Raw genomic sequence first — 24,062 nt, forward strand, 5'->3', positions numbered from 1 at the left:
GTCTGGCACCGGCTTTGCCGGTGTTCGCGGGACAAGCCCGCTCCCACAAGTTTCGCTAAATCAATAAGTTAGAGTTTGTTCTATGAGAGCGGGTTTACCCGCGAAGAGGTCGGTACAGATCTACTCAGTTCCCCATGGCCAACTTGGCACTGGTTTGCCGGCGACGGTAAGCGCTGTCACGGCTGGCCAGCCACCAGTACAGCGGTGAAGTCACCGCCAGCCCCACCAGCCACGACAGGTCAGCGCCATTGATGTGCTCAGAAATCGGCCCGACATACAGCGGCGTGTTCATGAACGGGATCTGCACCACGATACCCACGGCGTAGGCGATCAGCGCCTGCGGGTTGTAACGCCCGTAGATACCGCCATCAACCTGGAAGATCGACTGGATGTCATAGTCCCCCTTGTGAATGGCATAGAAGTCGATCAGGTTGATTGCCGTCCATGGCACCAGCACCACCAGCAGCACCAGTACCATGTCGACGAAGTGGCCGATGAAGTCTGCCGAGGCGAACACTGCCACCACGCAGCAGGCCGACAGTACGATCAGCGACAGCACGGCACGGCTTTTGGCGGTAGGGATCCAGCGGTAGGCGAAGGTTTGCACCAGGGTAATGATCGACAGCACCGCGCCATACAGGTTGAGGGCGTTGTGGCTGATCACGCTGAGCAGGAACAGCACCAGCATGATCGGGCCAAGGGTGCCGGTGGCCAGCTTGACCGCGTCCATGGTGTCCATACCGGCAGGGATTGCCAGCACCGCCACGGCGCCGAAGATGAACGACAGGCTCGAACCCAGGGCCGAGCCGAGGTAGGTGGTCCAGAAGGTCGAGCTGACTTTCACGTCTGCCGGCAGGTAGCGTGAGTAGTCCGACACATAGGGCGCAAAGGCGATCTGCCACAGCGCCGCCAGCGACACCGTGGCCAGCCAGCCGGCCAGGTTGAAGCCGCCGCGGGTAAGGAAGTCGTCGCTCTGTACGTGGGTGAAGATGTAGCCGAAGCCGACCACGATACCGATGCCCAGCACCCAGGTGCCGATGCGGTTGAGGACATGGATGAAGCGGTAGCCGATGATGCCGATGATGCCCGAACCCAGCGCACCGATGACGATGCCCACCGGTACCGGCACGGCATCGACCACGCCATGCAGCGACTTGCCGGCAAGCACGATGTTGGAGGCAAAGAAACCGATGTACATCACACCGGCAATCACCACCACCAGCAGCGCGCCGAGGGTACCGAACTGGGCGCGGCTCTGGATCATTTGCGGGATGCCCATCTGTGGGCCCTGGGCCGAGTGCAGGGCCATCAGCACGCCACCGACCAGGTGGCCAACCAAGATGGCGACGATGCCCCACACCAGGTTCAGGTGAAACAATTGCACGCCGAGCGCGCCGGTAACGATGGGCAGCGGCGCGATGTTGCCGCCGAACCACAGTGTGAACAGATCCCTTACCTTTCCATGGCGGTCTTCCGGCGGCACATAGCCGATCGTGTGTTTTTCTATCAGGGGTGCCGAATTGGCTGCACTGGTCATGACTGACTCCAAGGCAAGGTAGGGCATCGGGAATTGCCCGGGGGCGTGCCGGCGAAGGGCGACGCGTTCTTGTTGGAGCGATGATGCGGGGCGCGGGGATAACGAGAAATTAGTAAATATGTACCCATAAACCTTAAAAAACCTAAGGCTGACAAAAGCTTAAGCGGGTGACGATAGCAAGGAGGGTGCCAGTTGGCTGGAGGGCTTGGGGTAGAGGGGTTGGCGGGTTTAAGGGTTGTTCTTGGTGGGCAGTGGTGGTGCGATGTGCGCGTTTTCAGGGCAGATGAAAATGTTGCCTGTGCCGGCCTCTTCGCGGGTAAACCCGCTCCTGCAACGGGCTGCGTTGCTGTTGTAGGAGCGGGTTTACCCGCGAAGAGGCCAGCACAGGAGAAAACAGCTACATCGGCAACAACCGATCCTGAATCACTTCTTTCATCACCAATGTCGAACTCAGGCGCTTCACATTGGGAATGCTGGTCAGCTGCTCGTCATACAGTTTCTGAAACGCCGGCAGGTCCTTGGCCACCACATGCAGTAGGTAATCCGGGTCACCGAACAGCCGCTGCGCCTCGACAATCTGAGGTATTTCGGCCAATGCCGCTTCAAAGTCCGCCACCGGCTGGCGGGTCACTTCGCGCAGGGTGACGAACACCAGCGCGGCGAAGTTCAGCCCCAGCGCGCTCGGCGCCAGGCGGGCGTGGTAACCCAGAATCGCCCCGCATTCCTCCAGTGCCTTCAAGCGCCGATGGCAGGGCGACAGGCTAAGCCCCACCCGGTCGGCCAGTTCGGTCACCGACAGCCGACCGTCTTTTTGCAGCTCGGCAAGGATTTTTCGATCAGTTCTGTCCAAGAGGAAGAATCTTCCATTAAATGAATGCTCAGGGGGAATATACGAAAGAAAATCCCCGGAAGGAATCCGTAATCTTTCGCTATCGCAAAGCAGTAGATAAGGAAGATTCAAGTGGCTATCAGTGTGCTGACGGCATTTTGGGCCGTGTCGATGCTGTTCGTGATTACCCCCGGTGCCGATTGGGCCTATGCCATTTCGGCAGGGATGCGCGGGCGCTGGGTGATGCCCGCGGTGGCGGGGATGTTGTCGGGGCATTTCCTTGCCACCCTGGTGGTAGCGGCCGGGGTTGGCAGCCTGCTGGCGGGCCATCCGCTGGCGCTGACGTTGCTGACCCTGGCGGGGTGCAGCTACCTGCTGTGGCTGGGCGGCAACCTGTTGCTGAGCCCGGCATTGCCGTCGGCCGGGCAGAGTGGGGCTGGGGAGTCGGGCTCGCGCTGGGCAATGAAGGGGTTCTGCGTCAGCGGCCTGAACCCCAAAGTGTTCCTGCTGTTCCTGGCTTTGCTGCCGCAATTCACCGACCCGCAATCGAGCTGGCCGGTGCCGGTGCAGATCTTGCTGCTGGGGCTGGTGCACCTGTGCAGTTCCCTGGTGATCTATTCGCTGGTGGGGTATGGCGCCAAGGCTGTGCTGAGCACCCGGCCGGGCGCGGCCAGGCTGGTCGGGCGGGTGTCGGGGGTGGCGATGATTACTGTGGCATTGGGACTGATAGCCGGGCAAATGGGTTGACCTCAGGGGCCTATCGCCGGCAAGCCAGCTCCCACAGGTAACGCACAGACGCTGGGCATTGTGGTAACCCTGTGGGAGCTGGCTTGCCGGCGATGAGGCCAGTACAGACGGAATGAAAAGCCTGGGATAAACTCGCTCGACCCAAACGCACAACCAGGATGTGCTTCATGCCCGAAACTACCCAACTGCTCACCTTCGCCCTGATCTGCCTGGGCATGGTCCTGACCCCGGGGCCGAACATGATCTACCTGATCTCTCGCTCGATCTGCCAGGGCCGCAAGGCCGGGTTGATATCGTTGGGCGGTGTAGCCCTGGGTTTTGTCATCTACATGTTCTGTGCCGCATTGGGCATTACCGCGCTGGTAATGGCGGTGCCTTTTGCCTACGACGCGCTGCGCATCGGTGGCGCGCTGTACCTGTTGTACCTGGCCTGGCAGGCGCTGCGCCCCGGTGGTCGTTTACCTTTCCAGGTCCGTGACTTGCCCGCCGACAGCCCACGGCGGCTGTTCACCATGGGCTTTGCCACCAGCCTGCTCAACCCCAAGATTGCCGTCATGTACCTGTCGCTGATGCCGCAATTCATCGAGCCGGGCCATGGCAGCGTACTGCTGCAGTCGCTGGTACTGGGTTCGACACAGATTGCCATCAGCGTCTCGGTCAACGCGCTGATCGCGGTCATGGCCGGGTCGGTCGCCGTGTTCCTGGCTGGCAGGCCGCTGTGGCAACAGGTTCAGCGCTGGCTGATGGGTACGGTGCTGGCAGGGCTGGCAGTGCGTATGCTGGCAGAGGGGCGCCGTTGAGCGCCTCCCGGCTTCAGTTGCCCAGTATTTTGCCGAGCATCTGGCACACCTGCTCTGCCGAATAGGGTTTAGCCAGAAAGGCGAACCCCTGATGGCCACCTTCGGCAATCGCTTCGCTATACCCCGAAGTCAGGATAATCGGCAGCTGCGGACGTTGGCGGCGCAGCTCACGGGCCAGCGCCAGCCCACCCATACCGGGCATGACCACATCGGTAAACACCGCATCAAAATTGCCTGCCGGGCCGGTCAGTTGTGCCAGAGCCTCTTCCGCCGAACGCGCGTAGCTGATCCGGTAGCCATGGTCTTCAAGGATTTGCGCAGTGAAGTTGCCCAGTTCGGGGGTGTCTTCTACCACCAGTATCCGCCGCCGTTCGCCCTGTGCGTGCGGCTGGCAGCTGGTTGAGGCTGCTTCGGGCGCTGCGGCAGGTGGGTCCTCCTGCGGCAGGTACAAGGTAAAGGTGGTGCCTTGGCCGGGGAGGCTGTTCACCTGCACATCGCCGCCGGACTGCTTGGCAAAACCGAACACCTGCGACAGGCCAAGGCCAGTGCCTTCGCCCGGCGCCTTGGTGGTGAAGAACGGGTCGAAGATGCGCTCAAGCAATTCGGCGGCGATGCCGGTGCCACTGTCGCTGACCGAAATCGCTGCGAACTGGCCAGGTTGTGATGGTTGGCCGCGCAGGGCCGGCAAGCGCTGGTCGGCTTGCAGGCGCAGTTGCAAGGTGCCCTCGCCAGCCATGGCATCGCGGCCATTGAGCATCAGGTTGATCACCGCGGTTTCCAGCTGACTGAGGTCGGCGCGGATGTGGCAGGGCGCATGCGGCAACTGCAACTCGATCTGGATGCGCGCGCCCGTGGCGGTGTCGAGCATGTCGGCCATGGCCTCCAGCCGCGGCCCGGCCTCGAACAGCTGCGGGCTGAGGGCCTGGCGGCGGGCAAACGCCAGTAACTGGCCGGTCAGCTTGGCGCCACGGTCGACGGTGTCGGACATGGTCTTGAGGTAGCGCTCACGGCGTTTGTCGTCGAGGCTTGGGCGGCGCAGGAAGTGCAGTGACGAGCGAATGATGGTCAGCAGGTTGTTGAAGTCATGGGCCACGCCGCCGGTCAGCTGGCCGATGGCTTCCAGCTTCTGCGTCTGGCGCAGCACGGCTTCGGTGTGCAGCAACTGGGCGGTGCGCTCGTCGACACGGTGTTCCAGGGTGGCATTCAGTGCTTCCAGCGCAGCCACCGCCTCACGGGCGGCGGCGTGTGCCTGCACCCGCTGTATATGCGCCCAGGAGCGTTCGGTGACTTCGCTGATCAGCGTCTGTTCATAGTGCGTCCATGCACGGGGCGCCTTGTCGTGGATGGCCATCAGCGCGGTCAGCCGGCCGCCCTTGATCAGTGGCATGCATATGGTTGAGGTGATACCGATCGCCTGGAAGGTGGCGGCCTCCTCGGAGGCCAGCTCGCGCAGGTTGTCATTGATTACCAGGGCCAGGCCGCTGCGCAGGCGGCTGAGTGCCAGCTTGCCGAAGTCGTGCAACTGGTATTGCCCGACCAAGTGCGGCGAGCCGGGTGCTACGGCGTCGCCACAAATGGTGAAGCCGTCTTCGTCGGGCTCCATCACTGCGTACGCGCAACTCGACAGGTGCAGGTGCTCGAGCAGCCGGCGAGTGGTGATGGCCAGAATCTGGTCCGGGTCAGTGGCGTCGGCAACGGCGCGGCCGAGGTCGTCGAGGAACTTCAGGCGCTGGTTGGCCAGCACGCTGGCCGTGGTTTCGGTAACCGTGTCGAGCATGCCCAGCACCTTGCCGTCGTGGCCGCGGATGGGGCTGTAGCAGAAGGTGAAATAGGCGCGCTCTGGGCTGCCATTACGGTTGATGATGAGCGGGAAGTCTTCGATGTACACGGCCTCGCCAGCCAGTGCACGGTCGGCCATGCTGGCGATGTCGGACCAGGCTTCTTGCCACACCTCACTGAATGGCCTGCCCAGGGCCATTGGCTTTTGCCCGAGGATCTGGGCGAAGGCATCATTGTGCAGGGTAAGCAGTTGCGGGCCCCAGAGCACGGCCTGCGGAAAGCGCGAGGCCAGGCACAGGGCCACGCTGGTTTTCAGGGCGTCGGGCCAGTGCTCCAGCGGGCCAAGGGCGGTGGTGGCCCAGTCGTGGTTGCGGATGTGTTCGGCCATCAATCCGCCGCCGTCTAGCCATTTAACCATGTGCGCTGCCGGTCCTTTTGCTCAAGGCCATTAGGGTGCACCGAGAATAGCCGGTTGGCGAGGGATTTGTGCTGGCTTCAGTGGCCCTATCGCCGGCAAGCCAGCTCCCACAGGGTCACCACAATGGCCAGCGCCTGTGCAGTACCTGTGGGAGCTGGCTTGCCGGCGATAGGGCCGGCACAGGCTAACGCATGAAGTGCACCTTGCCAGTGTCGTCATTACCCATGTAGATGCCATACACCCCAGCCTGCCGCTCGAGGATGTAACGCTCGAGAATCTGCCGGATGGCCGGGTAATAGATCTCGTCCCACGGGATTTCATCCGGCTCGAAAAACTTGTACGCCAGCGTTTCCGGCCCATACTGCCCGGTTTCTTCGGTGGCGATGGCGCGGAAGATGATGTACACCTCGGAGATCTTGGGCACGCTGAAGATCGAGTACGGCGAGACGATATCCGCGCGCACGCCGCTTTCTTCCCACACTTCGCGCAGGGCCGCCTGCTCGGTGGTCTCGCCTGCCTCCATGAACCCTGCCGGCAAGGTCCAGGTGCCCGGGCGCGGCGGGATGGCGCGCTGGCACAGCAGGTACTTGCCTTCGCGTTCGATGATGCAGCCGGCGATGATCTTCGGGTTGATATAGTGGATAAAACCGCAGCCGGTGCAGTGCAGGCGTTCGTGGGTATCGCCTGTGGGAACGCCCCGGGCCAGTTCCGTGGTGCAGTGCGGGCAGTAGCGCGGGGCGTTGGGCATGATCAGCGGCCTATACGGTGTTTATATACGTGGATCCTTGAGGGCCAGAGGCTCGACAATGTCGCGCACCTTGGCGTTGTCATCCTGCTTCTGGCGCAGGTAGTCCAGGGCCACCTTGGCGGCGGCGCGGACGTGGTCGACCGAGGCCTGGTGGGCCACCAGCGGATCCCCGCCCTTGATCGCCTCGACGATTTTTTCCATTTCGCGGTTGCTGGCGCCGCGGCGGTTTTCCTGCGACACCGAGGTGGCGCGCAGGTAGCTGATGCGTGCCTGCAACTGGCGCAGCTGTTGCGCCGCCACCTGGTTGCCGGAGCCTTCCAGCAGCACGTCGTAGAAGCCTTGCACCGAATCCAGCACCTGTTGCAGCTCGCCTTCTTCCAGGGCTTCGCGGTTGACCTCCAGCGCGCGTTCCAGGGCACGGATGTCCTTGGCCTTGGCGTTGAGGGTGAACAGCTGCACGATCAGGCCTTCGAGCACGCAACGCAGCTCGTAGATGTCGCGGGCGTCTTCCAGGGTGATGATGGCCACGCGCGGGCCCTTGGCGTCGGCGAATTCCACCAGGCCTTCGGATTCCAGGTGGCGCAGGGCTTCGCGTACCGAGGTGCGGCTGACGCCGAGGCGGTCGCAGAGGTCGCGCTCGACCAGGCGGTCGCCGGGCAGCAGGTGGAAGTTCATGATCGCGGCGCGCAGCTTGTCGAGCACGATTTCGCGCAGGGTAACGGGGTTGCGGTTGACCTTGAAGCTGTCGTCGAGTGGCTGGCGTTTCATCAAGTGCGCTCTTAAAGAGGCGGCTCGGCCGCAACCGCAACAGCACCACGAACCTTGGGTGCTCCTTGCGTGGGTTCGAACAGCCCGGTGTTAACGGGTTGACTCCGCATCGGCTTCAGCGAACGCTTCGCGGGCCAGGCGGAAGCTGTCCACCGCCGCGGGTACGCCGCAATAAATGCCGACCTGGAGCAGGATCTCGCGAATCTGTTCACGGCTCAGGCCATTACGCAATGCGCCGCGAATGTGCAGCTTGAGCTCGTGGGGCCGGTTGAGCGCGGAAATCATGGCCAAGTTTATCATGCTGCGCTCTTTGAGCGAGAGGCCTTCGCGGCCCCAGACGTGGCCCCAGCAGTATTCGGTGACCAGCTCCTGCAGCGGCTTGGTGAACGCGTCGGCGTTCTGGATCGAGCGGTTGACGTACTCCTCGCCCAGCACCTGGGTGCGGATCTGCAGGCCTTTTTCGTACTTTTCATTGCTCATGCGCAGTACTCCGGAATAAAACAGGGGCCGCAACCGAGGGTGAGACGATTAGCGCGGCCCCTGAAAAATGGGGTGTTGCTGAAATTCTGGGGCTGCTGTGCAGCCCTTTCGCGACACAAGGCCGCTCCTACAAGTGACCGCGATCTCCTGTAGGAGCGGCCTTGCGTCGCGAAAGGGCCGCGCAGCGGCCCCAAAATCTCGAAGGTCAGCCCAAAGGCGGCAGGGCGCCGAGCTTGCCTTTGTGGTAAACCATCGGTGTCACCGGCTCGGCCGGTAACACCAGGTTCTTCACCGCACCGACGATGATCGCGTGGTCACCGCCGTCGTACTCGCGCCACAGTTCGCACTCGATGATCGCCGTGGCCTTGGTCAGCAGCGGGTTGCCCAGCTCGCTCAGTTGCCACTCGACGCCTTTGGCCTTGTCCTTGCCCTTGCCGGCAAAGGCATAGGCTTCGGCAGTCTGGTCGGCGGACAGCAGGTGAATCGCAAACTGCTTGCTGTCCCGCAGGATCGGGTAGGTGTCCGAGGCATAGTTGGGGCAGAACAGCACCAGTGCCGGGTCGATCGACAACGCGCTGAACGCGCTGGCGGTGATGCCGACGATGCCGCCGTCGGCGTCCAGGGTGGTGACAACCGTGACGCCGGACGGGAAGGAGCCCATCACGTCTTTGTAGATGCCGGGTTCGATCATCTCGTGCTACCTCTTAACGCATCACAAACGGGTCGGGCATCGGCGCGGTGGACAGGTTGATCCACACGGTCTTCAGCTCGGTATAGGCCAGCACCGAATCGATGCCGCTTTCACGGCCGTAGCCGCTGTTCTTGAAACCACCAATCGGCGCCATGGCCGACACGGCGCGGTAGGTGTTGACCCAAATGATCCCCGAGCGCACGTCACGGGCCAGGCGGTGGGCGCGGCCCAGGTCGCGGGTCCAGATGCCGGCCGCCAGGCCAAACTGCGAGTCGTTGGCCATTTCCAGGGCCTCCTCCTCGGTCTTGAAGCGGATCACCGCGGCCACCGGGCCGAAGACTTCTTCCTGCATGATGGTCATCGAGTTGCTGTCGCACTCGAACAGGGTCGGCTCGTAGAACCAGCCGTCACCCTCCACCTCGGCACGTTTGCCGCCCATGTGCAGCTTGGCGCCTTCGGCCTTGGCTGCGGCGACCAGGCCTTCGACCACGGCCAGTTGCTGTGCGGTGGCCATCGGGCCCATTTCGCTGGCGTCGTCCTGCGGGTTGCCGATGCGGATGCGCTTGGCGCGGGCGATGAGGCGCTCGACGAACGCGTCGAAGATCTCGTCCTGCACCAGCAGGCGTGAGCCGGCCACGCAGCTTTGCCCGGAGGCGGCATAGATGCCGGCCACGGCGCCGTTGATGGCGCTGTCCAGGTCGGCGTCGGCGAAGATGATGTTCGGCGACTTGCCGCCCAGCTCCAGCGACAGCTTGGCGAAGTTCTCGGCACTGCTGCGCACCACGTGGCGGGCGGTGGCGGCGCCGCCAGTGAAGGCGATCTTGCGCACCAGCGGGTGGCGGGTCAGCGCCGCGCCGGTGCTTGGGCCGTAACCGGTGACCACGTTGACCACGCCGGCCGGGAAGCCGGCCTCAAGGGCCAGGCGCGCCAGTTCGAGGATGGTCGCCGAGGCGTGCTCGGAAGGCTTGAGCACGATGGTGTTGCCGGCGGCCAGGGCAGGGGCCAGCTTGATTGCGGTGAGGTACAGCGGGCTGTTCCACGGGATGATCCCGGCGACCACGCCGATCGGCTCGTGCACGGTGTAGGCGAACAGATCGGGCTTGTCCAGCGGCAGGGTGCCGCCTTCGATCTTGTCGGCCAGGCCTGCGGTGTAGTGGAAGAACTCGGGCAGGTAGCCGACCTGGCCGCGGGTTTCGCGGATCAGCTTGCCGTTGTCACGGCTTTCCAGCTGGGCCAGGTGTTCCTTGTTTTCGGCAATCAGGTCGCCCAGGCGACGCAGCAGCTTGCCGCGCGCGGTGGCGGTGATGCTGCGCCATTGCTTGCTGTCAAAGGCACGCTGGGCGGCCTGTACCGCCAGCTCGACATCGGCTTCGTCGGCGTCGGGCAGTTGCGCCCAGGCCTGGGCGGTGGCCGGGTTGAGGCTGTCGAAGGTCTTGCCGCTCTGGGCATCGCGCCATTGGCCGTCGATGCACATCTGGAAACGAACGAGGGTCATGCAACAATCCCCTTGGCGGATTCGGTGAGGGTGCGGGCTTGCGCGAGGAAGTCCAGCAGCATCTTGTTGACTTCACGGGGGGCTTCCACCGGCATCATATGCCGTTGCTCGGCGAGGACCACACTGTGCGCACCCGGAATGCTGGCGGCGAGCTGGCGGGTCATGGCCGGGGTGGAGCCAGCGTCGAGTTCGCCGGTGGCGATCAACGTAGGCACCTGAATGCTGCCCAGGTCGCCTGCGCGGTACATGTCCTGGGTGGCGAACAGCGAGTAAGTGGTGTGGTAACCCTGCGGGTCGTTGCTCGCCAGCACCTGGCGAATGGCGGCGACCTGCGCCGGGTTGGCAGCCTTGTATTCACGGCTGAACCAGCGGTCGAGGGCAGCATCGACGTTGGCGTCGGGGCCAAGCTCTGCAGCCTGTGCGGCACGGGCGATGACGCCGGCACTCTGCTCGGGGCTGCGGTTGAACACGCTGTTGAGCACTACCAGCGCAGCCAGGCGCTGCGGGTAGTTGAGGGCGAATGCACGGGCAACCAGGCCGCCCATGGAGAAGCCGATCACCGTGGCCTGCGCAATCTGCAGGTGGTCGAGCAGTTCGGCGAGCTGGTCGGCGTAGCCTTCCAGCGGGGTGTCGGCGGCCGGTACGCGGCTTTGGCCGTGGCCGAGCATGTCGTAGGCGATGACGCGGTAGCCATTGGCCAGGCCAACGATCTGGCCGCCCCACATTTCTTTATTAAGGCCGACGCCGTGGATCAGTACCACGGGTTGGCCCTGGCCGACGGACAGGTAGCTGGTGCCGGCAGGTGTGCGTTCAGCGACAGGCTGAATCATGGAGGGCGCTCCTTGAAGGTCGGGCGCGGCGGGTAAGCACGCCACGCCCCGGCCCGTCTTGGTTGTTGTTATTGAGCGTTGGCTTTTTCGGCAGCCAGTTCTTCCAGGTCGATGTAGCGGTTGCCGATACGCGGGTGCAGGCGGCCGCCGTCGGCAGCGCCCAGGACCACGACGATTTCATCGGCACGCGGGGCGTCTTCGATCTGCATTTCCAGGGTGATGTAGTGCGAGCGCAGGCCTTCGTCGTCCTTCTGCATCATCGGGATCTGGATCGAAGTGCCTGGGCCGCCGCGCTTGTTGGTGAAGCTCAGGTAGCTCTTGGCCTGGACCGCTTCGCGGTAGTGGTTGCCGAAGCGCAGGGTGTGGATCACTGCCGAGGCGTGTTCGATTTCGCCGTCGGCGCCGACCACAGCAGCTTTGCCGTAGGCCTCGATCTTGTCGGCACCGCCGATGGCAGCAGTCAGGCGCTCGACCATCAGGGCACCCAGCTCCGAGCAGTTGGCACGGATTTCCGGCTTCAGATCGTCAACAAAACCGCGACCGGCCCATGGGTTCTTGATCACGACGGCCAGGCCGACCATGGTCACCGGCTTGTCGGTGGCCTTGCCGCCTTCGATGCGGGTCTCTTCGGAGTAGGTGACGATCTTGCGGATTTCGAAACTCATGGGTGGCTCCTGGTGAGGGTTATCAGCTCTTGTTGTCTGATGGTATACCATAATATTTGTTGTGCAAGAGGTGGCTGAAAATTTCTCTTGCTGGGGGACGAAAGGTGGGTGGGGCGCTGGGGTATGCCGCAGGTGTTGTGGTGTTTTTGAGATCGAGCGCCGCCCGCGCGGCGCTTCGCGGGGCAAGCCCGCTCCCACAGTTTGTTTCGGGCCAGTCATTCCTGTGAGGTCACCACTGTCCGCCTTGGTGCATGCCTCAGAACAAGTGGAGTAGCATCAGCGCCCACCGAGATACACCGGCATGCCAACAAGGCGGTCCCTGTTGGCTTCACAGGAGTAATTGGCCCGAAACAAATGTGGGAGCGGGCTTGCCCCGCGAAGCGCCGCGCGGGCGGCGCTCGATCTCGAAAACCCCAAAAACCTCAAGGTATACACCCGCAAAAAAAAGCCCGCTCACGCAGGCCACAAGGGCCCACGTGAGCGGGCTGCGTCCCGCAATGTTTCAGGCAATGGGAATTCAGGCGAACGCCGGCACCACTTCCTTGATGAACAGCTCGAGCGACTTTTTCTTCTCGGCATGTGGCAGGCTGTTGTCGCACCAGAAGCTGAACTCGTCGACGCCCAGTTCCTGGTAGTACTTGATGCGCGCGATGATTTCTTCCGGGGTACCGATCATGGTGTTCTTGCGAATGTTGTCCAGCTGGAACGCCGGCACTTCAGCAAACTTCGACTCCGGGCTTGGCTCAAGGAAGCCGTTGACCGGCATAGTCTTGTTGCCGAACCAAGCGTCGAAGGTGCGGTAGAAGCGCGAGATGGCCTGCGCACCGATCTTCCAGCCTTCCGGCTCGGCCGGGCTGTGCACGTGGGTGTGGCGCAGCACCATCAGTTGCGGGCGCGGTACATCCGGGTTGTTGTCCAGGGCAGCCTGGAACTTGTTCTTCAGGTCCAGCACCTCTTCGTCACCCTTCATCAGCGGGGTGACCATGACGTTGCAGCCGTTGGCCACGGCAAAGTTGTGCGAGTCCGGGTCGCGCGCGGCAATCCACATCGGCGGCGTGGCGTTGAACGGCTTAGGTACGCTGGTGGAAGTAGGGAACTTGTAGACTTCGCCCTCATGGGCGTAGTCGCCTTCCCACAGCTTGCGCACTACCGGCACCATCTCGCGCAGCGCCTTGCCGCCGTCGGTGGCCGGCATGCCATTGGCCATGCGGTCGAATTCGAACTGGTAGGCGCCGCGGGCCAGGCCTACTTCCATGCGGCCGTTGCTGATCACGTCGAGCAGGGCGCATTCGCCGGCGACGCGGATCGGGTTCCAGAACGGCGCGATGATGGTGCCGGCACCCAGGCGGATCTTCTCGGTGCGCGCGGCCAGGTAGGCCAGCAGCGGCATCGGGCTTGGCGAAATGGTGTACTCCATGGCGTGGTGTTCGCCGATCCACACGGTGCTGAAACCGCCGTCTTCGGCCATCAGGGTCAGTTCGGTCAGGTCTTCGAACAGCTGGCGGTGGCTGACCTGTTCATCCCAACGTTCCATGTGCACGAACAACGAAAATTTCATGGGGCTTTCCTCAACGCTTGAAAGGGGCTGGCGCCGGGCAGGGGTGGCGCCAGTTGTCTCGATTCAGAACAGGCTTCAGGCAAAGGCCGGCAGGCTGGCCATCTTGCCGCGGCAGTACACCATCGGTCGCGGCGCTTCGGCAGGGACGATCAGGTTGTGTACCTTGCCGACCATGATGGCGTGGTCGCCACCTTCATATTCACGCCACAGTTCGCACTCGATGACGGCAGTGGCGCCGGCCAGGATCGGGTTGCCCAATTCGCTCAGGGTCCACTCGATGCCGCTGGCCTTGTCCTTGCCCTTCTTGGCGAATGCATAGGCTTCAGCCTGCTGTTCACCCGAGAGCAGGTGAATGGCAAAGCGCTTCTGCTTGATCAGCACCGGGTAGGAGTCGGAGGTGTAGTTGGGGCAGAACAGCACCAGCGGCGGGTCCATCGACAGGGAGGAGAAGGCGCTGGCGGTCAGGCCGACGACCGAGCCGTCGTCGTCCAGGGTGGTGATGACAGTAACGCCGGACGGGAAGGAGCCCAGGACGTTCTTGTAGACGGTTGCGTCGATCATCTCGTGTACCTCTAAAGGGCTGCGGTGGTCCGCGGTTTTTATCGTTGATCTGTCTGATGGTATACCGTAATACCTATTTTGCAAGCAGAATTTTCAGCCTTGGGTTTTCGCGATGAATGGCTCAAAGCCACGTAAACCGTGGCCTTGAGTGGTGAGGCGGATTGTCGCAGGGGGTTTGCGAGCGGATCAGTGGCGGTTTTTTCGTGCGGATCAGTGTTGTCAAAAGCTTGGAATACCATAATATGGTCCGCAGCTGAGAGGCCGCCTAGATGCGGTTTCCTTACAAAGATAAAAACGACCTTTCGAGCTGATACCTATGTCCCAACCGTCATCGCAAAACCAGTTTGTCGAGAATCACACGGTCGATTACGTTCCACCTGCCGAGCGCCACGGGAAGGCGCGCGATCTGTTCACCCTCTGGTTCAGTACCAACATTGCGCCACTGCCAATCGTGACCGGCGCCATGGTGGTCCAGGTCTTCCACCTGAACCTGTTGTGGGGGCTGATTGCCATCGTGTTGGGCCACTTGGTCGGGGGCGTGGTCATCGCCCTGGCCTCTGCGCAGGGACCGCAGCTGGGCATTCCACAGATGGTGCAGAGCCGGGGCCAGTTTGGCCGTTACGGCGCCTTGCTGATCGTGTTCTTCACTGCGCTGATCTATGTCGGCTTCTTTATTTCCAACATCGTCCTGGCGGGCAAGACCATCCACGGTATCGCCCCGAGCGTGCCGATGCCCGGCGCGATCGTGATCGGTGCCCTGAGCGCCACGGCCATTGGCGTGATCGGCTACCGCTTTATCCATATCCTCAACCGCATCGGTACCTGGGTGATGGGCTCGGCGTTGCTGGCCGGCTTTATCATGATGTTCGTCCAGGCGCTGCCGGCCGACTTCTTCAGCCGGGGCGCGTTCAACCTGTCGGGCTTCATTGCCACCGTGTCGCTGGGTGTGATCTGGCAGATCAGCTTCTCGCCGTACACGTCCGACTACTCGCGCTACCTGCCGCGTGAAGTGGGCATTGCCAAGCCGTTCTGGGCGACGTACTTCGGCGCCACCCTGGGCACCATCCTGTGCTTCAGCTTTGGCGCGGTGGCGGTGCTGTGCGTACCGGAAGGCACCGACGCGATGGACGCGGTGCGGCAGGCCACCGGCTGGCTGGGCCCGATCCTGACGGTGCTGTTCCTGCTCAACATCATCAGCCACAACGCCCTCAACCTGTATGGCGCGGTGCTGTCGATCGTGACGGCAATCCAGACCTTCATGGCCGAGTGGACACCGAGCATCAAGGTACGGGTGATTTTGGCATCGGTGATTCTGGTGGGCTGCGCGATGGTGGCGCTGAACGCCTCGGCGGACTTCATCGGCCACTTCATCGGCCTGATCCTGGCGCTGCTGCTGGTATTGGTGCCATGGGCTTCGATCAACCTGATCGACTTCTACCTGATCAAGAAGGGCCAGTACGACATCGCCTCGATCTTCAGTGCTGACGGCGGTATCTATGGCCGCTTCAACCACCACGCGATCATTGCCTATGCCTGCGGCATCCTGGTGCAGCTGCCGTTTGCCAACACGTCGCTTTATGTGGGGCCTTACTCGAACATTGTCGAAGGGGCTGACTTGTCGTGGTTGTTTGGTTTGCTGGTGACGGTGCCGCTGTATTACTGCCTGGCGACACGTGGCAAGGCGGCCGAGAAGGCAGGGCGGGTTTTGAGTGTGAATGACTGAGAGATTGGTGTTGCTGTGACAGGGGCCGCTTTGCGGCCCATCGCGACGCAAGGCCGCTCCTACAGGATTGCGCAGACTTCAAATGCTGCGCGGTCTGTGTAGGAGCGGCCTTGTGTCGCGATCGGGCTGCAAAGCAGCCCCGGCTATGTCAGATCAAACCTTGAACTGCGCCACCATGCCATTCAAATCCACTGCCAACCGCGACAGGTCCTGCGCCGCCGCACTGGTCTGATTCGCCCCCGCCGACGTCTGCATCGCCAGATCACGAATATTCACCAGGTTCCGGTCCACCTCACGCGCCACCTGCGCCTGTTCCTCCGAAGCGCTGGCAATCACCAGGTTACGCTGGTTGATCGAAGCAATTGCCTCGGCAATCACCTCCAACGCCTGCCCCGCACCCTGAGCCACCTCCAGCGTGCCCGTGGCACGCCCCTGGCTGCTGTGCATCGCCGTGACTGCTCGCTCGGTGCCGTTCTGGATCCCGGCAATCATCTGCTCGATCTCCGCCGTCGACTGCTGGGTGCGGTGGGCGAGGGCGCGCACTTCGTCTGCCACCACGGCAAACCCACGGCCCGCTTCACCGGCGCGTGCCGCTTCGATGGCGGCGTTCAGCGCCAGCAGGTTGGTCTGCCCGGCAATCGCACCAATCACGTCCAGCACGCGACTGATCTCGTTGGCATTGCTGGCCAACTGTTCGATCTCGGCCGAGGTGCCGGTCACGTCTGCCACCAGGTGTTGAATGGACGCCAGCGCCTGGTTGACCCGGTCGCGGCCATCGCGGGTGGTCTGGTCGGCGCCTTTCGAGGCATCGGCTGTGCTCACGGCGTTGTTGGCCACTTCCTCGACCGCCGCCGTCATCTGGTTCACTGCCGTGGCGGCCTGGTCGATTTCCGCGCTTTGCTGGTGCAGGCCGCGGCTGGTGTCTTCGGTGACGGTGTGCAGCTCTTCCGAGGCCGAGGCCAGTTGGTCGGATGAGGCGGCGATCTTGCGGAGGGTGTCGCGCAAGCGGCCTTGCATGCGGCTCAGGGCACGCAGCAGCAGGGCCGGTTCATCACGACCGATAACCCGAATGTCCTGGGTCAGGTCGCCGGTCGCCACGCGCTCGGCAACGGCCAGCGCATCGGCCAGCGGCACGACGATACTGCGGGTGAGTACGGTAGCAATGGCGGCCAGGGCCAGCATGATCACCAGCAGTGCGGCAATCAGTGCAGTGAGCGCTTCGTCTGCCACATCACTGCTGCGCTGCGAGGCTTGCTCGGCACCCTTGCCGTTGTAGGCGATCAACGCTGCCATGGCCTGCATCATGTTGTCGGCGCGCTGGGTCAACGGGCCGCTGATCTGCTGCTTGGCATCGTCCATGCGGCCAGCAGTAATGTCCTGCAGCACGCGCACTTGCAGTTCCACATATTGCTGGTGGGCCGTGTTGAAGGTATTGAACAGGGCGCGGTCATCGGCAGCGATGATGGTATCGCCATAGTCCTTGAGCCGTCCTTGAGCCGTCCTTGAGCTCGGCATTGAACAGTTATTCACTGTAATCACATGTGCTGACAAAACCGTCAATTGTTGACGGTTTTGTCAGGAAAATGCCGTTAAACGATGGCGATCAACGGGTCGGCTGCAGTCAGGGCCAAGGAGCGGTCAGCCGCAGGCGGGTAGATCCACACCGAGTTGATCTGGCGCTTCAGCTCCTTGCCTTCCTGGCCGTGCAGCTTTAGTTCGCGCTCCCAACCTTCGCTGAAGGCGGCGCCCCAATCGCCCAGGTCCAGGCAGGTGACGTACTTGGGCTGGCGGTACAGCACCGGCTGCAGGCCGAGCAGGTCGGCGGCGGCATTGTTGCCGGAGTGGCGGCCCATGGGGATGGCGTGCTGGCAGGTCATCAGGGCGTGGTTGCCCAGGTCGTCCACCGCAGCCCAGGCCGTATCACCGGTGGCGTAAACGTGGTCCTGGCCCAGTACTTTCAGGTGGCCGTCCACTTTCAGCCGGCCGAAGGTGTCGCGCTCTCCGGCAACTTGCGCCGTCAACGGGCTGGCCTTGACGCCAACGGTCCAGATCACCGTGTTGCTGGGGATGTGCTCGCCGTTGTCCAAAGTGACACCCGCAGCATCGACCGCCACCACCGAAGCACCGGCCAGCCACTCGACCCCGGCCTGTTCACAGGCGGCGACGATCGACGGGGTGATACCAGCACCCAGCGCCGCACCCACATGCGCACCCCGGTCGACCACCACCACCCGCAATGCGGCGTCGGTACCGAGGATCGAGCGCAGGCGGGCAGGCATTTCGGTCGCGGTTTCGATACCGGTGAAGCCGCCGCCGCACACCACTACCGTATTACGGGCTGGCGAAGCGGGCAGGGCAGCCAGGCCAACCAGGTGCTGCTCCAGGCGCATGGCCGATTCCAGCTGGTCGACATCGAACGCATGTTCGGCCAGGCCGGGAACTGCGGGGCGCGCAACCTGGCTGCCGGCGGCCAGAATCAGCCGGTCGTAAACGATGCGCTGAGGTTGGCCGTTGGCATCGGTGTAGCTGACGCTGCGCCCTTCGGTATCGATGCTGTCGGCGTTGCCCGGGATGAAGTGAATACCAACGGCTTCGAACAGTTCACCCAGCGGTGCCTTCATGCTGGACCTGGCCATGCGCTTCGGGCGCAAGGCTCCGGCCGAGTTCGGCCAGCAGGTCGATGCCTGGATGGGGGAGCGGCGGGAGGGTAAAGGGGCTGGGGATATTCCGGTCAGCCAGGTCTGAATCGGTTGCCTGTACCGGCCCTATCGCCGGCAAGCCAGCTCCCACAAGTACGCCAAATTCCACCGACGGTGCAGGACTTGTGGGCGCTGGCTTGCCGGCGATAGGGCCATGACAGGACTGCGGTGATCAACGCCCCTCATGTTGCCGCCGATAAGCCCCCGGCTGCACACCCACCGCCTTGGCAAACGCACGGGTAAATGCTGCCACCGACTGATACCCCACCTGCGCACCCACCTGCTCAACGGTGTGCCCCGCACGCAGCAACTGGCTTGCATGGCGCATGCGCAGCGCCAGCAGCACTTGCCCCGGCGATTGCCCGGCCACTTCGCTGAAGCGCTTGAAAAACGCCGAGCGGGATAACCCGGCGCAAGCGGCCATGCTCTCCAGTGACCAGGCCTGCCCCGGTTGCTCGATCAACTGCTCCAGCAAACCGGCAAACGCTGGCTGGCGAGCGAGGGCGACCAGCCCGCCCAATGATTGCCCCGCGTGTACCTGCTGGCGCAGCACATACAGAAACAACAAATGTGTCAGCCGCTCCAGCAGTGCCTGTGAGGGCCCGGCATCGCGCCGGCATTCCTCCAGAATCAGCTCGAACAGCGCCCGCGCCGCACTGCCGGCGGGGTCTTCGGCGCGCAGCAGGATCCAGTCAGCCAAGCCCTCGACTATCAGCGAAGACAGGCCCGACTGAAAATGAAAGAAACCACAGACCAGCCCGACCCCGTCGCTGGCCTCGCTGTCCAGTGCCTGCATCACCTGGCGCGGTTGCGCGCAAGCGTCGGCCGGGTCCTGGTCGCTGGACAAGCGATAAGCCAGGTCGCGCAACAAGAACACCGCATCACCTTTTTCCAGGCGCACCGGTTGCGGCTGGCCATCGATATGCAGCCAGCAATGACCCTGCACCACCAGGTGAAAGCTGGCCCGGCCCATGCCTTGGGTGCTGGCGTGCCAGCCACCGCAGTAGCGGCCGACGTGAAACAAGCTGGCATCGAGCTGCAGGCCTTCTAATAACCAATCGACAAGCGGGCTGGACGAAATCATCTAATGCAAAGACTCAGGAGCAAGGAAAGGCGACTGACGAATATGGAGGGTAATTCTTATAACCAACAGACTGTAGTGACACCCATCAAGGAGACCACTCCATGTCCTCGCGCATTACTTTACACACCCTGCAGAGCGCCCCGGAAGCGGCACGTCCGTTCCTTGAAAATGCGCAGAAGAATTCCGGCTTCATCCCCAACCTGCTCGGTGTGCTGGCCAATGCCCCGGCGGCGCTGGAAACCTACGTGACCGTTTCGGCACTGAATGGCAAATCCGACTTGAGCCTGGCCGACCGTGAAGTGGTGCAGCTGATTGCCGCTACCCAGCATGGCTGTGATTTCTGCGTGGCCGGCCACACTGCGGTGGCGCTGAACAAGGCCAAGCTGCCGCAGGAGGTAGTCGATGCACTGCGGGCCCGTGGTGAGCTGCCCAATGCCCGCTACGAAACCCTGGCCGCCTTCGCCCGTGAAGTGATCGCCACCCGCGGCAATGTCAGCGAAGCCACCTACCAGGCCTTCCGTGACGCCGGCTTCAGCGAAGGTAACGCGCTGGAGGTGATTCTTGGCGTCAGCCTCGCAACCCTGTGCAACTTTGCTAATGTGTTCGCCCAGACGCCGCTCAATGACGAGCTTGGCAAATACCGCTGGCAGCCTTCTGCTTGATCCTCGTGTGACACCGGCCTTACCACGGCCGTTGTAGAAGCGGCCTGGTGCCGTGAATGGGCCGCCAGGCGGCCCGGCGTTCTCAAAGGAGCAAGACCATGCAAGATTGTGCATTTCGACACTGGCTGGATGCCAATGCCGAGGCCATCGACCGGGGCCTGTGCGAGCCACAGCAGGTGCTGGCGCAGATCGCCGAATCGCAGCTGCTGCGTGTAGGTGTCGACCCGGCCCTGGGCGGCACGGGCGGGCAGGTGACCGACGCAGTCGAGGCCATTGCCGCCATCGCCAGCCGCTCGCTGGCAGCTGCTTTTGTCTGCTGGGGCCAGCGCGCCTTTATCGAATACTTGTTGCACAGCCCCAACCAGTCGCTGCGCGAGCGTTTGCTGCCACGCCTGCTGACCGGCGAACTGGCCGGCGCCACCGGGCTGTCCAACGCCATGAAGTTCCTTTCCGGGATCGAAGCACTGCAGGTGCGTGGCCGCCCGGCGGCGGATGGCTGGCACCTGGAAGGGCGCCTGCACTGGGTGACCAACCTGCGCAAGAGCGGTTTCGTGGTGGCGGCGGCCATCGAAGACGAAGCGGGTGGTACACCCTTCGTGCTGGCCATTCCGTCCGACGCGCAAGGCCTTGAGCGTTCCGATGACTTGCAACTGATGGGCCTGCAGTCGAGCAACACGGCCGCATTGGCCTTCCACCAGGTGCAACTGGCGCGTGACTGGCTGCTGCATGAAAATGCCCGCGAGTTCCTGCCACGGGTACGCCCGGCGTTCCTGGCGCTGCAATGCGGCATGGCCATCGGCTTGGCGCGGCGGGCACTGCAAGAGGTGCAGACGCACCTGCATGGCCGTGCCTCGTTCCTCGATGAAGCCCGCCAGGTGCTCAGCGAACGCTTGGAAAATACCGTCAGCGAGCTCAAGCAGGGCCTGCTCGATGGCCGCTTCCAGCAACAGCCGGCGGCCTTGTTCAAGCTGCGCATTACCCTGGCCGAGAGCGCTGCCGACGCGGTGCAGCTGGAGTTGCAGGCCAGTGGTGGCAAGGCCTACCTCAGCGAGTACGGCGAAGGCTTTGCGCGCCGCTGGCGCGAGTCGGCCTTTGTGCCGATCGTCACGCCCAGCCTGGTGCAACTGCGCGCCGAGCTGCAACGCCAGGCGGGCGCCGCATGAGTGCAGTATTGCTCGAGGCGCGTGATATCAGCCTGGGCTACCCGCGCGAGGGCGGCTGGCAGCAGGTGCTGGCGCAGTTCGACCTGCAATTGGCGCCGGGCGAGGTGGTGAGCATCCTTGGCCCCAGCGGTGTCGGCAAGTCCAGCTTGCTGCGGGTGCTGGCCGGCCTGCAACCGCCAGGTGGCGGCAGCGTGAGCCTGCATGGCCAGCCGCTGCAAGGCCCGCACCCACGCCTGGCGGTGGCCTTTCAGGACCCGAGCCTGCTGCCTTGGCTGAGCCTGGAAAAAAACGTTGCCTTCGGCCTGGACTTCGCCCGCCAGCCCAAGCTGGCCGCTGCCGAACGCCGTGCGCGCATTGACCATGCAATTGCCGCCGTGGGCCTGGCCCACGCCCGTGGCCAGTACCCGGCGCAGCTGTCTGGCGGCATGGCCCAGCGTACCGCGCTGGCCCGCTGCCTGGCGCGCCAGCCGCAAGTGCTATTGCTCGACGAACCGTTTGGCGCGCTGGATGAAGTGACCCGCGCCGACATGCAGCAACTGCTGCTGCAACTGATCGCCACCCATAACACGGCGGCGGTACTGATTACCCACGATATCGACGAAGCCCTGCTGCTGTCCGACCGGGTGCTGCTACTGGGCAACCACCCAGCGCACATCCTCGGGCAGTGGCACATCGACCTGCCGCAACCACGGACGCAGCGGGTCGAAGAGCTGGGCGCCTTGCGCATCGAGATTCTTAAAACCCTTCGGCGGGCAAGCCGCACAGTCGAACCCACTCCAATCCCGTTGCCCTCGGAGGCTGTCCATGTGCATGGATGACTGCTGTTCCACTTCTTCGCGTCGTGATTTCCTCAAGCTCGGTGCCATGCTGACCGCCGCGGGTGCGTTGCCGTTGCTGTCGAGCCTGCAGGCCCGCGCCGCCGCCGAGCCGGACGCGCCGGTGCGCATCGGCTACCTGCCGATCACCGACGCCACGCCATTGCTGGTGGCGCACAATAACGGCCTGTTCGAAGCTGAAGGCATCAAGGCCGAGCGACCGGTGTTGCTGCGCAGCTGGGCTCAAGTGATCGAGGCGTTCATTTCCGGCCAGGTCAATGTCATCCACCTGTTGTCGCCAATGACCGTATGGGCCCGCTACGGCAGTAAGGTACCGGCCAAGGTGGTGGCCTGGAACCACGTCGGCGGTTCGGGCCTGACCGTGGCCCCGGACATCAGCGACATGAAACAGCTCGGTGGCAAGACCGTAGCCATCCCGTTCTGGTACTCGATCCATAATGTGGTGCTGCAGCAGATGCTCAACGACAATGGCCTGACGCCAGTGTCCAGGCCAGCCAATGCGCAGTTGGCCGCCAACGAGGTCAACCTGCTGGTGTTACCGCCCTCCGACATGCCGCCGGCACTGGCCAGCAAGCGCATCGCCGGCTACATCGTCGCCGAACCGTTCAACGCCCTGGCCGAAAACCTCAAGGTCGGCCGCGTGCAACGCTTTACGGGGGATGTGTGGCGCAACCATGCCTGTTGCGTAGTGTTCATGCACGAACACGACTTGAACAACCGCCCGGAGTGGTCCCAGAAGGTGGTCAACGCCATCGTCAAGGCCCAGCATTGGACCCGTGACCACCGCGCCGAAGCTGCCGCCTTGCTGTCCAAAGCCGGCCCCAACAGGTACACGCCGCATGAGCCCGCCGTACTGACCAAGGTCCTGGCCCCGGCGGCAGAAGACCGCGCAGGCTACATTGCCAGTGGTGCGATTCGCCATCAGCAGTGGGATGAAAAGCGCATCGACTTCCAGCCATACCCGTTCCCCAGCTACACCGAAGAGCTGGTCAAGCGCCTGAAGACCACCCTGATCGAAGGCGACAATACGTTCCTCGACGGGCTGGACCCGGCGCATGCCGCTCGCGACCTGGTTGACGACCGTTTCGTACGTAATGCCATTGCTGCAGTGGGTGGGCCGTCGGTGTTCGGCATTGCCGACAACTTCGAGCGTAGCGAGGAGTTTGCTGTCTGATGCGCACGCATGTCGTACATGCCGGGCTTGGCCTGGCTGGGTTATTGGGCTTGTTGCTGTTGTGGTGGGCCGGCGTGGCCGTGTTTGGCCAGGCCGATGGCCTGTCGGCGCGATTTTCGCCGGCAGCCACCTTGGCCAGCCTGGCCGAGTTGCTGGGGCAGGGCGAGGTTTACGGGCATATCTGGGTCAGCCTCAAGCGCATCCTGATCGGGCTGTTGCTGGCGCTGCTGATAGGCGTACCGCTGGGCTTGCTGGTGGGCAGCTACCGGCACCTGGAGGCGGCAACCACGCCGGCGTTTCAGTTCCTGCGCATGATCTCGCCGTTGTCATGGATGCCGGTGGTGGTGATGCTGATGGGCGTGGGTGATCAGCCAATCTACTTTCTACTGGCGTTTGCCGCGTTGTGGCCGATCCTGCTCAACACGGCCGCCGGGGTGCGGCAGTTGGACCCGCGTTGGCTGCAACTGAGCCGCAGCTTGAGCGCCACGCGCTGGGAGACCTTGTGCAAGGTGATCGTGCCGGGCGTGATTGGCCATGTGCTGACCGGTGTGCGGCTGGCTATTGGTATTTTGTGGATCGTGCTGGTGCCGTGCGAAATGCTCGGGGTGAGTGCGGGGCTGGGGTATTTCATTCTCGATACACGTGACCGGCTGGCGTATTCCGAGCTGATGGCGATGGTGCTGCTGATTGGTGTGCTGGGCTTTATGCTCGATGCGCTGGCCCGCGGGTTGCACCGGCGCTGGGTGCATGGCTGACGGGCCAATGGGGCCTCTTCGCGGGTAAACCCGCTCCACAGGTACAACACAGGTCTCGAA

The 24,062-nt window shown here is 63.2% G+C and carries 23 protein-coding genes; 8 read left to right on the forward strand and 15 right to left on the reverse strand.

The genetic code is table 11. The features are described 5' to 3' along the window. Nucleotides 1-124: 124 nt before the first annotated feature. Both ACI2KG_RS24700 and ACI2KG_RS24705 read right to left on the reverse strand, forming a co-directional pair. Complete coding sequence (locus tag ACI2KG_RS24700) at nt 125-1,537, reverse strand: purine-cytosine permease family protein (protein ID WP_404663636.1); 1,413 nt, start codon at nt 1,535-1,537, stop codon at nt 125-127. 397 nt (nt 1,538-1,934) lie between these two features. Beyond that, nucleotides 1,935-2,387: an Lrp/AsnC family transcriptional regulator gene (locus tag ACI2KG_RS24705; protein WP_404663637.1), complete on the reverse strand. Its 453-nt coding sequence runs from the start codon at nt 2,385-2,387 to the stop codon at nt 1,935-1,937. A 111-nt stretch (nt 2,388-2,498) separates the two neighbouring features. Here ACI2KG_RS24705 and ACI2KG_RS24710 point away from each other — a divergent pair, with 111 nt between their 5' ends. Further along, nucleotides 2,499-3,113, forward strand: coding sequence for a LysE family translocator (locus ACI2KG_RS24710; RefSeq protein WP_404663638.1), 615 nt, complete (start codon nt 2,499-2,501; stop codon nt 3,111-3,113). Between the two features lie 167 nt (nt 3,114-3,280). After that, nucleotides 3,281-3,913, forward strand: coding sequence for a LysE family translocator (locus ACI2KG_RS24715; protein ID WP_404663639.1), 633 nt, complete (start codon nt 3,281-3,283; stop codon nt 3,911-3,913). A 13-nt stretch (nt 3,914-3,926) separates the two neighbouring features. Here the strand turns inward: ACI2KG_RS24715 and ACI2KG_RS24720 are convergent, their stop codons facing one another. From ACI2KG_RS24720 to ACI2KG_RS24765, 10 genes are all read right to left on the reverse strand, one after another. Continuing rightward, nucleotides 3,927-6,110, reverse strand: coding sequence for an ATP-binding protein (locus ACI2KG_RS24720; protein ID WP_404663640.1), 2,184 nt, complete (start codon nt 6,108-6,110; stop codon nt 3,927-3,929). A gap of 184 nt (nt 6,111-6,294) precedes the next feature. Next, a complete protein-coding gene (locus tag ACI2KG_RS24725; protein ID WP_404663641.1) occupies nt 6,295-6,858 on the reverse strand; it encodes an NUDIX hydrolase in 564 nt (187 codons plus the stop codon). A 21-nt stretch (nt 6,859-6,879) separates the two neighbouring features. Further along, nucleotides 6,880-7,626 carry a GntR family transcriptional regulator gene (locus tag ACI2KG_RS24730; protein ID WP_400622308.1) on the reverse strand — a complete coding sequence of 249 codons (747 nt, stop codon included), beginning with the start codon at nt 7,624-7,626 and terminating at the stop codon, nt 6,880-6,882. A 90-nt stretch (nt 7,627-7,716) separates the two neighbouring features. Next, nucleotides 7,717-8,106, reverse strand: a complete 390-nt coding sequence (locus tag ACI2KG_RS24735) for a carboxymuconolactone decarboxylase family protein (RefSeq protein WP_404663642.1) — start codon at nt 8,104-8,106, stop codon at nt 7,717-7,719. A gap of 205 nt (nt 8,107-8,311) precedes the next feature. Further along, nucleotides 8,312-8,797 (reverse strand): flavin reductase family protein, encoded by a 486-nt coding sequence (locus ACI2KG_RS24740; RefSeq protein WP_110743163.1) that lies wholly within the window; start codon nt 8,795-8,797, stop codon nt 8,312-8,314. Nucleotides 8,798-8,810: 13 nt separating this feature from the next. Then, nucleotides 8,811-10,292 (reverse strand): aldehyde dehydrogenase, encoded by a 1,482-nt coding sequence (locus ACI2KG_RS24745; RefSeq protein WP_400622304.1) that lies wholly within the window; start codon nt 10,290-10,292, stop codon nt 8,811-8,813. After that, nucleotides 10,289-11,122, reverse strand: coding sequence for an alpha/beta fold hydrolase (locus ACI2KG_RS24750; RefSeq protein WP_404663643.1), 834 nt, complete (start codon nt 11,120-11,122; stop codon nt 10,289-10,291). Before ACI2KG_RS24750 ends, ACI2KG_RS24745 begins: the two co-directional genes overlap by 4 nt. Before the next feature lie 68 nt (nt 11,123-11,190). Then, entirely contained in the window at nt 11,191-11,787 is a 597-nt protein-coding gene (locus ACI2KG_RS24755) for an amino acid synthesis family protein (protein WP_404663644.1), read from the reverse strand. A gap of 517 nt (nt 11,788-12,304) precedes the next feature. Continuing rightward, nucleotides 12,305-13,345 (reverse strand): LLM class flavin-dependent oxidoreductase, encoded by a 1,041-nt coding sequence (locus tag ACI2KG_RS24760; protein ID WP_404663645.1) that lies wholly within the window; start codon nt 13,343-13,345, stop codon nt 12,305-12,307. Nucleotides 13,346-13,420: 75 nt separating this feature from the next. Beyond that, entirely contained in the window at nt 13,421-13,906 is a 486-nt protein-coding gene (locus ACI2KG_RS24765) for a flavin reductase family protein (protein WP_110743159.1), read from the reverse strand. Between the two features lie 316 nt (nt 13,907-14,222). Here ACI2KG_RS24765 and ACI2KG_RS24770 point away from each other — a divergent pair, with 316 nt between their 5' ends. Continuing rightward, nucleotides 14,223-15,629 carry a purine-cytosine permease family protein gene (locus tag ACI2KG_RS24770; protein ID WP_404663646.1) on the forward strand — a complete coding sequence of 469 codons (1,407 nt, stop codon included), beginning with the start codon at nt 14,223-14,225 and terminating at the stop codon, nt 15,627-15,629. Between the two features lie 153 nt (nt 15,630-15,782). Here the strand turns inward: ACI2KG_RS24770 and ACI2KG_RS24775 are convergent, their stop codons facing one another. From ACI2KG_RS24775 to ACI2KG_RS24785, 3 genes are all read right to left on the reverse strand, one after another. Then, the gene (locus tag ACI2KG_RS24775; protein ID WP_404663647.1) at nt 15,783-17,189 is read right to left on the reverse strand and encodes a methyl-accepting chemotaxis protein; all 1,407 of its coding nucleotides are present in this window, start codon (nt 17,187-17,189) and stop codon (nt 15,783-15,785) included. Nucleotides 17,190-17,218: 29 nt separating this feature from the next. Beyond that, nucleotides 17,219-18,376: an NAD(P)/FAD-dependent oxidoreductase gene (locus ACI2KG_RS24780; RefSeq protein WP_404663682.1), complete on the reverse strand. Its 1,158-nt coding sequence runs from the start codon at nt 18,374-18,376 to the stop codon at nt 17,219-17,221. Between the two features lie 124 nt (nt 18,377-18,500). Further along, nucleotides 18,501-19,412, reverse strand: coding sequence for an AraC family transcriptional regulator (locus tag ACI2KG_RS24785; RefSeq protein WP_404663648.1), 912 nt, complete (start codon nt 19,410-19,412; stop codon nt 18,501-18,503). A gap of 101 nt (nt 19,413-19,513) precedes the next feature. Between ACI2KG_RS24785 and ACI2KG_RS24790 the strand changes: the two genes are divergently transcribed. The 5 genes from ACI2KG_RS24790 (at nt 19,514) to ACI2KG_RS24810 (ending at nt 24,002) form a co-directional block, all read left to right on the forward strand. After that, nucleotides 19,514-20,074, forward strand: coding sequence for a carboxymuconolactone decarboxylase family protein (locus tag ACI2KG_RS24790; protein ID WP_404663649.1), 561 nt, complete (start codon nt 19,514-19,516; stop codon nt 20,072-20,074). A gap of 98 nt (nt 20,075-20,172) precedes the next feature. After that, the gene (locus ACI2KG_RS24795; RefSeq protein ID WP_404663650.1) at nt 20,173-21,237 is read left to right on the forward strand and encodes an acyl-CoA dehydrogenase family protein; all 1,065 of its coding nucleotides are present in this window, start codon (nt 20,173-20,175) and stop codon (nt 21,235-21,237) included. After that, nucleotides 21,234-22,055 (forward strand): ABC transporter ATP-binding protein, encoded by an 822-nt coding sequence (locus ACI2KG_RS24800; protein WP_404663651.1) that lies wholly within the window; start codon nt 21,234-21,236, stop codon nt 22,053-22,055. Before ACI2KG_RS24795 ends, ACI2KG_RS24800 begins: the two co-directional genes overlap by 4 nt. Continuing rightward, entirely contained in the window at nt 22,042-23,247 is a 1,206-nt protein-coding gene (locus tag ACI2KG_RS24805) for an ABC transporter substrate-binding protein (protein ID WP_404663652.1), read from the forward strand. Before ACI2KG_RS24800 ends, ACI2KG_RS24805 begins: the two co-directional genes overlap by 14 nt. After that, a complete protein-coding gene (locus tag ACI2KG_RS24810) occupies nt 23,247-24,002 on the forward strand; it encodes an ABC transporter permease (RefSeq protein WP_400622268.1) in 756 nt (251 codons plus the stop codon). Before ACI2KG_RS24805 ends, ACI2KG_RS24810 begins: the two co-directional genes overlap by 1 nt. Nucleotides 24,003-24,062 lie beyond the last annotated feature (60 nt).

It is taken from the genome of Pseudomonas sp. NPDC089407, assembly GCF_044900445.1.
In the GTDB taxonomy this organism is placed as follows: Bacteria; Pseudomonadota; Gammaproteobacteria; order Pseudomonadales; family Pseudomonadaceae; genus Aquipseudomonas.